Source organism: Flavobacterium sp. PMTSA4 (assembly GCF_032098525.1).
GTDB classification, from domain to species: Bacteria; Bacteroidota; Bacteroidia; order Flavobacteriales; family Flavobacteriaceae; genus Flavobacterium; species Flavobacterium capsici.
On record NZ_CP134890.1, the window covers coordinates 1,498,139 to 1,515,398 of the forward strand.

Here is a 17,260-nt window from a genome sequence, read left to right on the forward strand (position 1 = left end):
ATGATTACTTTTGCGGCAAAATTATTTCAACACAACAACTTAATCCTTTTATGAGTACAATAAACTTATACGAAAAAGAGCTTTCTTTTCAAGCAGACAGAAGAAAAGCTGGCGTAGAATTAATTAAAATCGTCAATGATTTATGGTATGATAAATCAATTGAATTAGTTCTTTTTAGAAATCAATTAATTGACAGAAACGTCAGCGACATTATCAACTTTCATGAATATGCAGTTGAATTTGTTAAAAAACCAATTAATGTTTTTGATTCTGTAGAAGTTGCTCGCGCTATTCAAAATTTAGATTTACCACCATCAAGAATCGATATCGGAAAATTAACTTATGAATATCATCTTGAAGATGAAAAATATCATGATAGCAGAGCATTTGTAATTGATAAATTAAAAAATGCAAAAAATTTCCAAGACTTAAAACCAAAAGATGTAGTTCTTTATGGTTTCGGTAGAATTGGCCGATTATTAGCTCGTGAAATGATGAGTAAAATAGGCAAAGGACAACAATTACGCCTTCGTGCAATAGTTACTCGAGATAAAAACGATGCCGTTTTATTGGAAAAAAGAGCTTCATTGTTAAGATACGATTCGGTTCACGGAGATTTTGAAGGTTCTGTTCAAGCAGATATTGAGAATAATGCTTTGATTATTAATGGTACAACTGTTCATATCATTACAGCAAATTCTCCAGAAGAAATTGATTATACAAAATATGGTATCGAAGATGCTTTATTGATTGATAATACTGGTGCTTTTACTACTGAAGAAGCTTTAAAAAGACATTTAACTTCTAAAGGAGTTGAAAAAGTATTATTGACTGCTCCTGGAAAAGGTGTTCCAAATATTGTTTATGGTGTAAATCATAATGATTACAATCCAGATGATGTGACGATTTATTCTGCTGCTTCATGTACAACTAATGCAATTACTCCAGTTTTAGCAGTAATTGAAGAAACACTTGGAGTTGTTAAAGGTCATATCGAAACAATTCATGCTTATACAAACGACCAAAACTTGGTTGACAATATGCATAAAAAATACCGTCGTGGTCGTTCGGCAGCTTTAAATATGGTTATTACTGAAACTGGTGCCGGAAGTGCTGTTGCAAAAGCTTTACCAAGTTTAGCTGGTAAATTGACTTCAAACGCTATTCGTGTTCCTGTTCCAAATGGTTCATTAGTAGTTTTAAATTTAGAACTTGGAAGAGAAACTTCAATTGATGAAGTTAATTCGATAATGAAGAAATATGCTTTAGAAGGAAATCTTGTTGAGCAAATTCGTTATTCGTTAAATAATGAACTGGTTTCTTCAGATATAGTTGGTTCTGCACAACCATCAATTTACGATAGTAATGCTACAATTGTTTCTCCAGATGGAAAAAGTTTAGTGCTTTATGTTTGGTATGATAATGAATATGGATACAGTCATCAAGTAATTCGTTTAGCAAAATATATTGCCAAAGTAAGACGTTATACTTATTATTAATAGAACAAATTATTAGTTCAAATTGAAAAAATCTGTCTCAATAAATTATTGAGGCGGATTTTTTTTACCCTAACTCTTAATCCTACAAAAATGGATTAAACACACCAAATAATCGATAAATAGCATACTTTTTAGTTAAAAGTAAGTTTATATTTTTATAAATCAATTTTCATATTAAAATATTTTATATTTTGCACGTCTTAAAACAGTTAACAACAAACTAATGAATAAAGTAATCTTCACATTTCTTTTATTGACTAATATTGTTTTTTCACAACAAAAAAATAGAATTGAAACCTATCATTATGGTCAAAGTGGAATGGAACTGATTGCAAAATCTAAGAAAGAAATGGTAATCATCAGCACTCACAATGCTAAAATGAATATCCGCGAAGAAATTGCTAGAAAAGTTTATGATTTGTATGCTGAAAATAAATTAGTAAATAACACTAAAATCATCATTGCTGGAAATCATGCTAATGTTACAGGTAAATGTGTAATAAGAAAAAAAGATAATCTTATCGCTGTTGATTTTTATTATGAAATAGTTGAATGGGAAAATGGACTAACCGAAGTTTATTCTAACCATGTAAGTTAAAAAAAAGCCTCGCAAATTGCGAGGCTTTTTTTTATCAATATAATTATAACTTATGCTTTACCAGCTGCAATTAAATTAAGTGCTGAACCAGCAACAAACCATCCAATTTGGCTTTCGTTATAAGTATGATTTGCAAGAATAATATCTTTTGAACCATCCGCATGAACGAATTCTAAAGTTAATGGTTTTCCAGGAGCAAATTCTGTTAAGTCTAAGAAGTTGATGGTATCATCTTCTTGAATTTTATCATAATCCGCTTCGTTAGCAAATGTTAATGCTAACATACCTTGTTTTTTCAAATTTGTCTCGTGAATACGTGCAAACGATTTTACTAAAACCGCTTTTACACCCAAGAAACGTGGCTCCATAGCCGCGTGTTCACGAGAAGAACCTTCTCCGTAATTATGATCCCCAACTACAATACTTGGAACACCCGCTGCTTTGTAAGCTCTTTGAACTTTAGGCACTTCAGCATACTCACCTGTCAATTGGTTTTTAACTGAATTTGCTTTTCCATTGTATGCGTTTTCGGCACCTATCAACATATTGTTTGAAATATTATCTAAATGTCCTCGGAAACGTAACCATGGTCCAGCCATAGAAATGTGGTCAGTTGTACATTTACCAAATGCTTTGATTAATAATTTTGCTCCTGTTATATTTTTTCCATCCCATGCTTCGAATGGCGCTAATAATTGTAGTCTATCTGAAGTTGGAGAAACAGCTACTTGAACATTACTTCCATCAGCTGCTGGAGCTTGAAAACCTGCATCTTCTACATCAAAACCTTTGCTTGGTAATTCATCACCAAAAGGAGGATTTAGTTTCACTTCTTCTCCATTATCATTTAACAATGTATCTGTAATTGGATTAAAAGATAAATCTCCTGAAATTGCTAAAGCTGCTACCATTTCTGGTGATGTTACAAAAGCATGTGTATTTGGATTTCCATCGGCACGTTTAGAGAAGTTTCTGTTAAACGAATGTACGATGGTGTTTTTCTCTTGCTTGTCAGCTCCTGCTCTATCCCATTGACCGATACATGGTCCACAAGCATTTGTGAATACTTTGGTACCCATTTTTTCGAAATCAGCAATGATTCCATCTCTTTCAATAGTATAACGAATTTGCTCTGAACCTGGATTGATGCCAAACTCTGCTTTAGGAGTAATTCCATGAGCAACAGCTTGTCTTACGATTGAAGCTGCTCTTGACATATCTTCATAAGAAGAATTGGTACAAGAACCAATTAATCCCCATTCTACTTTTAATGGCCATCCATTAGCTAATGCTTCTTCTTTCATTTTAGAAACTGGTGTTCCTCTGTCTGGAGTGAATGGTCCGTTGATATGTGGTTCTAATTCTGATAAATTGATTTCAATTACTTGGTCGAAATATTGTTCTGGATTTACATAAACCTCAGTATCTGCAGTTAAATAATCGGCAACTTTATCGGCAGCATTTACTACGTCTTGACGACCTGTAGCTGCTAAATATCTTCTCATTGAATCATCGTAACCGAATGTTGAAGTTGTTGCGCCAATTTCTGCTCCCATGTTACAAATAGTTCCTTTACCAGTACAAGACATTGATGTTGCTCCTTCTCCAAAATATTCAACGATTGCACCTGTTCCACCTTTTACGGTTAGAATATCGGCAACTTTAAGGATAACATCTTTTGGAGCCGTCCAACCGTTAAGTTTTCCTGTCAATTTTACTCCGATTAGTTTTGGAAATTTTAATTCCCATGACATTCCAGACATTACATCAACTGCATCTGCACCTCCAACACCGATTGCTAACATTCCTAAACCACCTGCATTTACTGTGTGAGAATCGGTACCAATCATCATTCCTCCTGGGAATGCATAATTTTCTAAAACAATTTGGTGGATGATTCCAGAACCTGGTTTCCAAAACCCGATTCCATATTTATTTGATACTGAAGAAAGGAAATCGAATACTTCTTTTGATTGTGAATTAGCTACTGCTAAATCGGTGGTAGCACCTACTTTTGCTTGAATTAAGTGGTCGCAATGTACTGTTGTTGGTACTGCTACTGTTTTTTTACCTGCGTGCATGAACTGCAATAACGCCATTTGTGCGGTAGCATCTTGACATGCTACTCTATCTGGAGCAAAATCTACGTAATCTTTTCCTCTTGTGAAGGCTTGAGAAGGCATTCCTTCCCAAAGGTGTGAATATAAAATCTTTTCAGATAAGGTAAGTGGACGACCAACTAATTCGCGAGCTTTGTCAACTTTAGCGGCTAAGTTAGCATACACTTTTTCAATCATTTCAATATCAAAAGCCATAATATAAATTGGTTTATTTGTTCGAGTTGCAAATTTACGAAAACGTTATACCAATAAAAAAAAAATAAATTGAATATCTTGGGAAAACGTGCTGAATTATGAAAATACCAATTTAGACTATAGATTTTTGTTAATATCTAATTATAAAGGCCTAAAATTAAGAATTCCTAATTTTTATCTCTTAAATCCATCATTGGCTTTTCGTAAAAACGGTATAATAATGTGCTTAAAATGAATACAATTATTAAATATATGGCTGTAAAAAGCAATCGTTCTGTTTTTGAAAAGGAAATTGTATCAACAAAGTATTTCATTAGATACAAAATAAGGCTGTAATGGAGTAAATAAATGGAATAGGAAATCTTACTGATGAACTCTATTGGTTTTTGAATAAAGGTTGCTTCTGTTTTCCAAAGGGAAAGTAATGGTAGAAATAATGCTACGCAAACGGAGGTTAATGGAAGATAAAGTAGGTTCCAGAAATTAGGATTGGTTTCTATTAGCAGACCAAAATAAGCCAAACCGAAGAAGAGAAATAGGAATAACAGCATTCCGAGTAGTGCTGAAATTTGTTTTGCTTTTTCCCAAACTTGTTGGTAATTGTTGAATATCCAACTGGCAAAAACTCCGATATATATGGAATCTAATCTATAAATTACTACTGATTTTAGCGCTACGTTCCATTGATTTAATGTGGTGTTTGTTGTTGCATAAGTATAGTCTATTTTGGCTAAAAAGGATAGAGCTATTAGTGTAATTACTGCTAAAAGATATACTCTTGATTTTCCTTTTTTTATGACTGTTCCGAGGATGATTAATGCTAGTGGTAAAAGTATGTATGCAAATTCTTCGACGGAAAGACTCCATGATTCTGGGAAGAAAGGCAGCATTGGTGCTTTGATATTTTGCAGGAAAAAGAAATAGCGCCAGAGTTGTGGAATGTTATAGCCAACCAGAAATGCTACCAAAACATTTATTAGTAATACTAGATAATAATTGGGTAAGGTTCTGAACCAACGTCTTTTTAGGAAATAGAGTGCTGTTTTTGGGGTGAATTCTTCTTTGATGAATAGTTTGAACAGTATGTTTCCGATGAGGAAACCGCTTAATACAAAGAATAACTCGACTCCGAAGAAGCCGAAAAGTTGTAATGATTGGTAGAGAATGTCTTGTCTTTCGGGGTATATCCAAAGGCAATGGCCAAATAACACCATTAGAATGGCTAATGCTCGCATGAGGTCGAGGCCGAAGATTCTATTGGTTGTTGGTTTTGACATTATGGCTTTATGGTTTTGTTAAAAGTAGTGAATTTAGTTTTTAGTGATTGTATTTTGTTTTCAGTTTTTTTGAATTGTTTTGCTAAAGGATTGAAAAAAGGAATACAAAAAATTAAAAAAAGCACTCTTTAAGGAGTGCTTTTTTAAAAATTTTTAAAGAATACTTATAATAATTTGTCGATAATCATTTCTTCGGTGATTCCTTCGGCGTCGGCTTTGTAGTTTTTGATGATACGATGGCGCAGGATTCCGGTTGCTACTGCTTTTACGTCTTCGATGTCTGGGGAGAACTTTCCGTTGAAGGCTGCATGTGCTTTGGCAGCCAAAATGAGGTTTTGTGATGCTCTTGGTCCTGCACCCCAATCGAGATAATTTTTGACAAAATCATTTGAAAGTTCGCTATCGGGACGTGTTTTACCTACTAATGTAACGGCATATTCGATAACATTATCAGCGACTGGAACACGACGAATGAGGTGTTGGAAATCGATGATTTCCTGAGCGGTGAATAATGGGTTTATGGTTTGTTTTTCGTCGGAAGTGGTGCTTTTTACTACTTGTACTTCTTCGGCAAAGGATGGATAATCTAACTTGATGGCAAACATAAAACGGTCTAATTGTGCTTCAGGTAACGGATAGGTTCCTTCTTGCTCAATTGGGTTTTGGGTTGCTAAAACGAAATAGGGTAATGATAGTTTGTAATGTTGCCCAGCGATGGTAACGGCACGTTCTTGCATGGCTTCTAGTAAAGCTGCTTGTGTTTTTGGTGGCGTTCTGTTAATCTCGTCGGCAAGGATGATGTTAGAGAAAATTGGTCCTTTGATGAACTTGAACTGGCGGTTTTCGTCTAATATTTCGCTTCCTAAAATATCTGATGGCATCAAATCGGGTGTGAACTGAATGCGTTTAAAATCAAGTCCGAGTGCTTGTGCAATGGTGTTTACCATTAAGGTTTTTGCCAATCCTGGTACACCAACTAAAAGTGAATGTCCGCCGGAGAAAATACTTAACAGAATTTGGTCGACCACTACTTCCTGACCAATGATGATTTTGCTTATTTCTTTTTTAAGCTCTACTCTTTTTTGAACTAAGTTTTGTATTGCAGCTACGTCAGACATTCGGAATTATTTTGATTAAATATAAGATTTATTAAACAGATGGCTTTTTATTTTACCCAATTGGCAGTAAAATTGCAATCTTTATAATCTGCATTTATTTTTATGTATGTTTCTTTAATTTTTTCTTGTGTCCATTTAGTAATGGCCTTGATTTGCTTTTCTTTTAAAGCTAGTTCTTTAATCTTGGTGTAATCTCTAGCATAATCGGCAGTGTGCTCGTTAATTCTATTGGTTACTGTAATGATTTTATATTTTTTTCCAGCTCTTGGGTCGTCATCTAAAATTGGTTGAGTTATTGCACCGTCTTTTAGATTTGAAACTTCGCTGTATAACGCTGGATCCATTTTGGTTAACTCAAAATGTGTGTCTTGAGTTCTTGGGTTGATTAAAACTCCACCATTAGCACGCGTTTCTTTTTCGTCAGAAAGTGTTCTTGCGGCTTCTGCAAATGTTAATTCACCGTCTTCGATTCTTTTTTTAATAAGCGTAATTTTTTCTTTTGCTTCGTTAAGTGCATCATTTGAAACTTTTGGCATCATTAAGATGTGTCTTAGCTCAACTTCTTGTCCTTTGATTTTTTCTACCATAATGATGTGGTATCCATATTCTGTTTCGAAAGGTTCTGAAATTTCGCCTTCACCTAAACTAAATGCAACATCTTTAAACTCTTTTACAAACTGAGTTTTTCGGTTTATTTTATAGAAACCACCCGATGGCGCTGAAGCTCTATCGTCAGAATAAATAACGGCTCGGGTTTTAAAACTGGAACCGTCAAGCACTTCTTGTTTAATTTCCTTTAATCGTTTTATGACTCTTTGTTTTTCTTCATCGGATACTTTTGGAGCAACCACAATTTGGGCAACTTCCATTTCTGCACCAAAAGTAGGCAATTCATTAGTTGGGATTGCTTTAAAAAATGTTCTCACTTCTTCTGGAGTAATTTCAACATCATCAACAATTTTACGCTTCATTTCTGCTGTAAGTTTGTTTGTTTTGATAATATCAAACAACTCTGCTCTAAATTCGTCTTCGGTTTCTTTTTTGAAGTATTGCAAAACTTTGTCCATTGAGCCTAATTGCTCTACCATATAAGCAATTTGCTCTCCCATTTTTTCTTTTACTTCTTCATCTCTTACTACTATACTATCTTGAATAGCTTGATGCGCATACAATTTATCATCTAAAAGATTGGAAAGCATTTGACAACGAGTAATGTCTTTTACAGAATATCCTTGACTTGATAGCTCAAGATAAGCTTTATCAATGTCAGAATCTAAGATGTTATAATCACCAACTGTCGCTATAATTCCATCAATTTTTATCTTCTTTGGTAAAATTGACATCTTTTTTGGCTTCACCGAATCCTTAATTATTTCCTGAGCATTTATGCTTGTAAAGGAAAAAATCGCTAGGATGAATATTAGAATAAATCGGTTATTTATAAATTTCATAATTTTTGTTTTTAATGGCATCTTCCGTTATTTCTTTTTCAAATTTCTTGATTAACTCAAGCTTTCTTTTATTTACTATAATTTCTTTTAAAGTAGGTTTTATATACTCAAAAGGTGACAGCTGATTTTTAGCAATCACGTTATTTATTTTTACCAAATACAAATCATCTTTATCAAGAATTTGCAATTTTTTTCCTGGCTGAATCAATTCATCTCTATTATCCGGATTAACAATAGGCAACTTATCATAAACTTGCCCCATATCAACCCAAATACTATCATTGAAGGCAAAACTTTTAAATTGCAATGAATTTGTATCCCAAAACTTAGCGTCCTTTTTACTGAAATTAAAAAACTTGTCTTTAATTGTTTGCAGTTTTGGGTTGTCTTTTGAAAGATTAATGTAACGCAATCTTACTAAATTTCCATTGGTTTTAAAGTTTTCTTTATTCTCTGAAAAATATTTTTTTAATTCCTCATTTGTAACCAAAGTATCCACTGATCTTTTTACAATTTCTTCGATGTATGCCTTTGTATATAAATCAATTTTATATTGATTAATTAACGATGAATATTCTTTTTTCTTTTTGTCATCTAAGTTTCTTTCTGCGGCTTCAATCAATAATTTTTGAGTTGCCCAACGGTCAATGAAACTTGTGATAATAATTATACTATCTTCTTTTGATGTTCCTTTTGGAACAATGTTTTGAATGTCGGTTTTGTATAAATAATTTTTTCCAACTCTTGCAATTGAATCTGGTTTTTGCTCTTCCTTAAACCAATTACAAGAACAAAGCAATGATGAAAAAAATAGTATTAAAACCGCTTTATTCATTATAGTTTTAAATCTGCTTTTACTTTATTAAAAACATCTTGATTTACTTTAACTGTAAACTCACCTTTTAACTCATCAACCCAATGTTGCTCTAAGTACTGCTGATATTCGTTAGTTAATTTTCCTTTGCATTCTTCAAGTGTTTTTACACCTTCTGGTAATACTTTATCAACTTTGGTTGCAAAATAATACTCGCCTTCTTTGATGATAGGAGAAACTCCTTTTTCAAACTTAGTTCCTTTTGGAATTGTTTCGTTTCCTTCTTCAAAAATATTAGCGTTAATCATAATATTCACCACTTCTTTGGTGTTTAGTTTGTCTTTGATTTCTTGTGGAGACGAACCTTTTTTCAACAATGCCAATGCTTTTTCAATCATATCTTTTTTAGTTGAAGAAAAGATTGTTGCTTCAATTCTCTTTTTCCACATGTGACTGTTTTTATTGGCTTCATAAAATTTTTCTAAACCAAGAGTATCAGTTTTTGAACGATTCCAGATTTCTTTCTCCATCAAATCGAACAACAACAAACCATCACGATATTCTTCCATTACATATGAAAACTCAGGAAACTCAGTCTCTAAATTTTCATCATAATAAGCGTTTAATTGTTCGTCTGTAAATTTCTCAAATAACGCATCTACCAATTTAGCAACAGGTTTGATTGGCGCAGTAGCTTTTTGTTGTTTTTCTACAAACTCAAGAAACTTTTTAGTATCAACTTTTTTATTTTCAATCGTTAATATTGTTGCATTTTCGTCAATTCCAGTTGTTGGAATTTGCCATTTTCCTTCGTAAACATCGTTAGTTACTAATTTAGCAACTGCTGCAACTTGTTTTGTTTCTTTTTTGAATTTGTATTTCTTTCTTAATTTTTCATTCAAAGACTCAACAATTTTTTTTGAACGCTCGTCTTTTCCGATTTTATTTTCAAGTTCAAATTTCATTTCATCAAGTGTTTTTACAGGATGTTTTTCAATCAACTTGATAATATGCCATCCGAACTGCGACTTGAATGGTTTTGAAATTTCGTTAGGTGTTTTTAATGAAAATGCAACAGTTTCAAATTCTTCAGAACTTAATTGTCCTGAACTGAACTTGTTTAAAACGCCACCTTTTGTAGAAGATGATTTGTCTTCTGAGAATTGTTTTGCTAATTCTTCAAATTTCTCACCTTGATTTATTTTTTTATAAATATCATTGATAGTATTTTCGGCTTTATTTTGATCTTCATCTTCAGGTTTTGGATTTAAAATCATGATATGAGCAACTGTAACTTCGCCTCTATTTGGCCTAATATCATTTACTTTTAAAATGTGATATCCAAAACGAGTTCTGATAATTTTTGAAACTTCACCTTTAGGAGTAGTAAACGCAGCACATTCGAAAGGATACACCATTCTAAACGCTGTAAAATAACCTAAATCACCTTTGTTATCTTTAGCAGATGGATCTTCAGAAAGCTGAGAAGCTAAATCTTCAAACTTTTCACCTTTCAAAATACGATTTCTGATGTCTTTTAATTTGTTGTAAGCAACCAAAGTGTCTGCTGGCGCTGCATTTTCGTCAACTAAAATCAAAATATGCGAAGCTCTAACTTCTTTTTGTAGTCTATTGTAACCTTCTTCAATTAACTCTTGAGTAATTTTAGTATCGTTAAAATAGTTTTTAGCAAGTTGTGTTCTGTATGATTTTAATTCATTTTGATACGCTTGCCCATTTTGCAACCCAAGTTTATAAGCTTTGTTGACTTTTAACTTATAACCAATAAATAATTCTAAATATTGGTTTAAATCCTTTTGAGATTCATCTTTTACAAGATCTAAATTCTTTTTGTAAACTCTTGAAAACTCATCTGTGTAATAAGGTTTGTCGTCTATAGTAAATAAAATATCTTTAGATTTTGTTTGAGCATTTGCAGCAAAAGTTACAAAAATTGCAAAACTGAAAAACAACTTTTTTAAATTCATTACTCTTTTAAATTTTTTATAAAAAATGAAACTGTTTCTATTTATTTTCTTGGTAATTACTTCAAAAATATTTTTGATGCAATACCAATCAACAAAAGTAACAATTCAATCAGATTATACAACTATCAATAATAGTATTAACAAAATTTTATTAACACTTCTTTCCCTAAATTTCTTAGGATTGCAATGATATTTAGTCATTGAAAAAATAAATAGTATTTTTGCAACCAATTTAGAAAAAAACATGAGCTTTTTAAAAGAAATACAACGTCGAAGAACATTTGGAATTATATCGCATCCAGATGCTGGAAAAACCACTTTGACTGAAAAATTACTGCTTTTTGGTGGTGCAATTCAGGAAGCTGGAGCAGTAAAAAACAATAAAATTAAAAAAGGTGCCACTTCCGATTTCATGGAAATTGAACGCCAACGTGGAATTTCGGTAGCAACATCGGTTTTGGCTTTTAATTATAAAGACAAAAAAATCAATATTCTTGACACACCAGGTCACAAGGATTTTGCAGAAGATACTTTTAGAACATTAACAGCTGTTGATAGTGTAATTGTTGTAATAGACGTTGCAAAAGGTGTTGAGGAACAAACTGAAAAACTGGTAGAAGTTTGCAGAATGCGAAAAATCCCAATAATCGTTTTCATCAATAAATTAGACCGAGAAGGAAAAGATGCTTTTGATTTGATGGATGAAGTGGAACAAAAATTAAAATTATCGGTAACACCTTTGAGTTTTCCTATTGGAATGGGTTATGATTTTCAAGGCATTTATAACATTTGGGAACAAAACATCAATCTTTTCAGTGGTGATAGCAGAAAAAATATTGAAGAAACCATCTCTTTTTCAGATATCAATAGTCCAGAATTAGAAAAGATAATCGGAGAAAAACCTGCAACAAAACTTAGAGAAGAACTTGAATTAATTGCTGAAGTTTATCCAGCTTTTGACAGAGAAGCTTATTTAGAAGGAACTTTACAACCCGTGTTTTTTGGTTCGGCTTTAAACAATTTTGGTGTTAGAGAATTGTTAGATTGTTTTATTGAAATAGCTCCAAGTCCAAGACCTAAAGAATCAGAAACTAGACTCGTTAAACCTGAAGAAGAAAAAATGGCTGGTTTTGTGTTTAAAATCCATGCCAATATGGATCCAAAACACCGTGACAGATTAGCCTTTATAAAAATTGTTTCGGGAACTTTTGAACGAAATAAGCCTTATACTCATGTTAGATTAAACAAAAATCTAAAATTTTCTAGCCCAAATGCTTTTTTTGCAGAGAAAAAAGAAATAGTTGATATATCTTATCCTGGTGATATTGTTGGACTTCACGATACAGGAAATTTTAAAATTGGTGACACATTAACGGAAGGTGAAATGATGAGTTTCAAGGGAATTCCAAGTTTTTCGCCAGAACATTTTAGATACATTAATAATGCTGATCCGCTAAAAGCAAAACAACTTGACAAAGGAATTGACCAATTAATGGATGAAGGTGTTGCACAGTTATTTACATTAGAAATGAATAACCGAAAAGTAATTGGTACAGTTGGTGCTTTACAATATGAAGTTATTCAATATCGATTAGAACACGAATATGGAGCAAAATGTACGTATGAAAACTTTCCTGTACACAAAGCATGTTGGGTTAAACCTGAAGATCCAAAAAGTGAAGAGTTCAAAGAATTTAAGAGAATAAAACAGAAATTCTTAGCGCACGATAAATACAATCAACTCGTTTTTTTAGCTGATTCAGATTTCACAATACAAATGACTCAGTCAAAATTTCCAAGTGTGAAACTATTCTTTACATCAGAATTTGATTAAACAAAAATGATTGTTATATTTACAACACAAAAGAATAATTATGAAAAAAATAAACAAATTTTACTTACTAGCTTTTTTATTAATTTCTGATTTTATTATTTATGCTCAAGGTCCAGGAGATGAAGGCGATGGTGATGGAGGTTTAGAAGGAGGTGATCCTCAACCTGCGCCAATAAATTCTAAGCTAATATTATTAGCCATCATAGGATTAATTTTTGGAATAATTACTATAAAAAAATACAGAAAGTCAATATCATAGACATCTTCAAAGTAATAAAAAAGCCGTTAATATTAATTAACGGCTTTTTTATTATTAGTATATAAATCTATTATCTCATAACTTTTTTATTAACAATAACTCCGTTTATAGATGTAACTTTAACCAAAACTACTTGGTTTTTGACATTTAAAGGAATTGTACTGATAGAATTATTAATTCTATTTTTTGAAGTAATTAGTCTTCCTCTTAAATCAAACACTGAAATATCATTAATAAAATCACCATTTGACTGAATAATTAAATTAGAATTATCATTAAGAATCAAAATCTGATTTTCGGTGAAAGTATTCGTATCTGTTGAAAGCTGTGTTTGGTAAACCAAATCAAAACGGTTAACAAAAGTTCCTGCCTCAGATGCAAAAACATAATTCCCTGAACTCAAATTGTGAATAATATTGTTGGTATTATCTCTTAAATATACTATTTGATTGTTATCAAACATTCCATCAACATGATCAATTGAAATAGTATAATTCCCTGAATTTGTCACTTTATATTTTAGAGGAACAACATCTGCAACTGAAAATGGCAAAGATCTTCCTTGAATTACATAATCCTGATTATTAATTACTGTAGTCAAAGCAACTGGTCCATCATTAAAATACTTACTATCAAAATCATCTACCCCATCGGTTGCATTTGTAAAATAACCAACTACAGTTTGAGAGTATGTTCCTGAATCACCAGTTAAATTCAACCAAATTCTATTAGATTCAATTGTCGATGGTGTTGATAAAGCTGAATCATTAGAATTCCTGAAAAATTGGTTAGCATTATTGGCTACTCTTTGGCCATTATTAAATTGAACAGAAGTTACACCTGTTTTTGCTTGGATAATAAATCCTTGTCCTGTTTGAATTACATTGTTAGGTGTTTCAGTATACAATTCACCATTATCACCAAAAGTATTCGAAGCTGAATTCCAGGTACAATAGGAAGGACTTGAAGCATTGTTTGTTTTTCTCCAGAAATAAAATGTAGTTTCAATATTTGCACTATTATCAGATGCAAATTGAGAAATACTTATTGGTGAAGGATATGGATTCCCTATTAAGTTGTAACCATATCTATCAACTGGGAAAGTTGGAGGATTTGCAGGAGTACCAGCATCTGAAACAGCAACATTATAATCTCCATTATGTGGGTTTCCTGTGAAAGCACCATTCCAAATAGCTGGTGCAGTTGGATGATTAAACGGTACTCTAATCAAATATCCTTTTCCAATTGAAAACTGCTCAGTTGAAATTGCTCCAGACGAAATTGAAGAATATAAATTAGTTGAAGTATTGTATGTATAAAAACGTACGCTAGGACTAATCGCAGTCAAAGGAGAAAAATCTAATAATCCTTGTCCACTAACCGGTGATGACCAAGCTGTATAATCTAAACGTATAAGTGGGTTAGACTCTCTTTTTACAACTGTAGAACCAGAACCTGTATTAGCAACATTATTCACTTGAATTAAGTTAGCATTATTTTCAATAGTTAAAGTTCCATTATTAACAATAGCATCTGTTACCGTTAAATTATAAAGTGAATTAACTAATAAAGATGAACTAGCATCAATTGTTAATGTATTAATTGTAACATCCGAAGAAATCTGAGGATAAAAACTAGCTGTTCCAATAATAACATTGGAAGCAGAATTAGGAACTCCGCCTGACCAGTTAGCAGCATTCAACCAATCTGTATCAACAGCTCCAATCCATGTAACTGAACCTCCTGATGCCATTACAGTAATTGTTCCTGTTGCATTTACACTACCACAACCTCCAGTTAAAGGAATATTATAGTTAAATGTTCCTGAAGCAGTTGGTGTTCCACTTATTGTAATTGTATTTGATGCCCATGAAGCAGTTACTCCTGATGGCAACCCTGTTGCACTTCCAATTCCTGTTGCACCTGTAGTAGTATGCGTAATTGGAGTTAAAGCTGTATTTATAGTTACAGTTGGTGTTGATGATGGTGCGCTAACAGTATTATTCGAAGATACAGTTATAGTTCCAGTTGCATTAACACTACCACAACCACCCGTTAATGGAATAGTATAATTAAATGTTCCTGATGCCGTAGGTGTTCCGCTTATTGTAATTGTATTTGATGCCCATGAAGCAGTTACTCCTGATGGCAACCCTGTTGGACTGCCAATTCCTGTTGCGCCAGTTGTTGAATGAGTTATAGCTGTCAAAGAAGTATTTATACATAAAGTAGGTGTTGATGATGGTGCACCAACTGTATTATTCGGAGATACAGTTATTATTCCTGTAGCATTAATACCACTACCACAACCTCCAGTTATAGGAATACTATAATTGAATGTTCCTGAAGCTGTTGGTGTTCCGCTTATTGTTAATGTATTTGATGCAAAAGAGACAGTTACTCCTAGCGGCAATCCTGATGGAAGCCCATATCCTGTTGCGCCAGTTGTTGTATGAGTTATAGCTGTCAATGCAGTATTTATACATAAAGTAGGCGTTGATGATGGTGCGCTTACTGTTTTGTTTGGTGTAACGGTAATTGTTCCTGTAGCATTAACACTACCACAACCACCAGTTAATGGAATAGAATAATTAAATGTGCCCGAATTTGTTGGAGTTCCACTTATTGTTATTGTATTTGATGCCCATGATGCAGTAACTCCTGATGGTAAATTAGTTGGAGTTCCAATTCCTGTAGCTCCAGTTGTAGTTCGAGTAATTGGAGTTAAAGCTGTATTGATACAAAGAGTAGGTGTTGATGATGGTGTTCCTGCTGTATTATTTGGTGTAACAATAATTGTTCCTGTAGCACTTGTGTTGCCACAACCTCCAGTTAATGGAATACTATAATTAAATGTTCCTGATGCTGTTGGAGTTCCACTTATTGTTATTGTATTTGATGCCCAAGAAGCTGTAACTCCTGAAGGCAAACCAGTTGGAGTTCCAATTCCTGTAGCTCCAGTTGTAGTTCGAGTAATTGGAGTTAAAGCTGTATTTATACAAAGAGTAGGCGTTGATGATGCAGTACCTACTGTATTATCTGGAGTTACATTTATTGATCCAGTAGCATTAACAGCACTCCCACAACCACCCGTTAATGGAATGCTGTAACTAAATGGTCCTGAAGAAGTAGGAGTTCCACTTATTGTAATTGTATTATTTGACCATGAAGCAGTAACTCCGGTTGGTAAATTTAGTGCACTGCCAATACCTGTGGCCCAAGTTGTTGTATGTGTAATTGGAGTTAATGCTGTATTAATACAAAGTGTTGGTGTTGATGACGCAGCACCAGCTATATTATTGGCAGAACATGTAGTAACATTTATTAAACCCGATGTTGCAGCAAAAAAAGTATTGTTTTTGTAGGTAGCCGTTGAACTTGTACTTCCGTGTGATCCAGAAGGTGTTCCTGCTCCATTTAAAGTTAAAGTTCCTGCTGAATGTGTAAAAGTACCAAGATTAGCAATCACTCCATTACTTATTGATAAGTTATTAGATACCGTTAAAGTTGATGGAAATGTTTTTGTTCCTGAACCCGAAAGTATTAAATTATTAACTGATGTTGGTAATCCTGTCATTGTTTGGCTTACACCATTGAATTCATAATTGGCAGTTGTGTTTAAGTTTATATTTTGATTGTTACCATTTGTTTGAATTGAGGAATTTGCTACACTAGTAATACCACTTGAATTAGCGGTCTTTAAGGTTCCATTTACATTTACCGTCGATTGATTTCCTGTATTCTCATTTCCTGCCCATTCAATTTGATTTGCAGAAGTTCCTTGAAAATCGATTGTTCCATCAATTGTTAGAGTATTACCTCTTGTAAATTTAATTTTTCCTGTACCTACTATGGTAATTAAATTTGATGAATTAAAACTTGTATTAAGAGTAACTGTAATTCCATTTGGTATTATAATATTATCACCAGCAACTGGTACACCACTTGGACTCCAAGTCGCGGGAGTATTCCAATTTCCTGTAGAAGCTGTTTTTTGTGCATTAACAAAATTTAATCCAAAAAATAATGAAAACAGTAATATTAAAAAAAAATTCTTTTTTATAAATAAACTTAGTAGTAATCTTTTCATATATAATAATTTAACAA

Annotated in this window: 11 protein-coding genes; 4 read left to right on the forward strand and 7 right to left on the reverse strand. The window is 32.9% G+C overall.

What is annotated here, in order from left to right; translation table 11 throughout:
- The first annotated feature begins 50 nt into the window (after positions 1–50).
- Positions 51–1,499, forward strand: a complete 1,449-nt coding sequence (locus RN605_RS06920; protein WP_313323548.1) for a glyceraldehyde-3-phosphate dehydrogenase — start codon at positions 51–53, stop codon at positions 1,497–1,499.
- Positions 1,500–1,722: 223 nt separating this feature from the next.
- Positions 1,723–2,097, forward strand: a complete 375-nt coding sequence (locus RN605_RS06925; RefSeq protein ID WP_313323550.1) for a hypothetical protein — start codon at positions 1,723–1,725, stop codon at positions 2,095–2,097.
- Between the two features lie 50 nt (positions 2,098–2,147).
- Here RN605_RS06925 and RN605_RS06930 read toward each other — a convergent pair whose 3' ends face one another.
- From RN605_RS06930 to RN605_RS06955, 6 genes are all read right to left on the reverse strand, one after another.
- Complete coding sequence (locus RN605_RS06930) at positions 2,148–4,412, reverse strand: aconitate hydratase (RefSeq protein WP_313323552.1); 2,265 nt, start codon at positions 4,410–4,412, stop codon at positions 2,148–2,150.
- 167 nt (positions 4,413–4,579) lie between these two features.
- Entirely contained in the window at positions 4,580–5,689 is a 1,110-nt protein-coding gene (locus tag RN605_RS06935; RefSeq protein WP_313323553.1) for an acyltransferase family protein, read from the reverse strand.
- 164 nt (positions 5,690–5,853) lie between these two features.
- Positions 5,854–6,807: an AAA family ATPase gene (locus RN605_RS06940; protein WP_313323555.1), complete on the reverse strand. Its 954-nt coding sequence runs from the start codon at positions 6,805–6,807 to the stop codon at positions 5,854–5,856.
- 47 nt (positions 6,808–6,854) lie between these two features.
- Positions 6,855–8,279, reverse strand: a complete 1,425-nt coding sequence (locus tag RN605_RS06945) for a peptidylprolyl isomerase (protein WP_313323557.1) — start codon at positions 8,277–8,279, stop codon at positions 6,855–6,857.
- Positions 8,242–9,093 carry a hypothetical protein gene (locus RN605_RS06950; RefSeq protein WP_313323559.1) on the reverse strand — a complete coding sequence of 284 codons (852 nt, stop codon included), beginning with the start codon at positions 9,091–9,093 and terminating at the stop codon, positions 8,242–8,244. Before RN605_RS06950 ends, RN605_RS06945 begins: the two co-directional genes overlap by 38 nt.
- Entirely contained in the window at positions 9,093–11,060 is a 1,968-nt protein-coding gene (locus tag RN605_RS06955; protein ID WP_313323561.1) for a peptidylprolyl isomerase, read from the reverse strand. The genes RN605_RS06950 and RN605_RS06955 overlap by 1 nt, the downstream gene beginning before the upstream one ends.
- Before the next feature lie 244 nt (positions 11,061–11,304).
- Here RN605_RS06955 and RN605_RS06960 point away from each other — a divergent pair, with 244 nt between their 5' ends.
- Positions 11,305–12,894, forward strand: a complete 1,590-nt coding sequence (locus RN605_RS06960; protein WP_313323563.1) for a peptide chain release factor 3 — start codon at positions 11,305–11,307, stop codon at positions 12,892–12,894.
- A 40-nt stretch (positions 12,895–12,934) separates the two neighbouring features.
- The gene (locus RN605_RS06965) at positions 12,935–13,153 is read left to right on the forward strand and encodes a hypothetical protein (RefSeq protein WP_313323565.1); all 219 of its coding nucleotides are present in this window, start codon (positions 12,935–12,937) and stop codon (positions 13,151–13,153) included.
- Between the two features lie 70 nt (positions 13,154–13,223).
- On the opposite strand, the gene RN605_RS06970 is transcribed toward RN605_RS06965, so the two are convergent.
- On the reverse strand, positions 13,224–17,243 hold the full coding sequence (locus RN605_RS06970) for a beta strand repeat-containing protein (protein ID WP_313323567.1): 4,020 nt from the start codon (positions 17,241–17,243) through the stop codon (positions 13,224–13,226).
- Positions 17,244–17,260 lie beyond the last annotated feature (17 nt).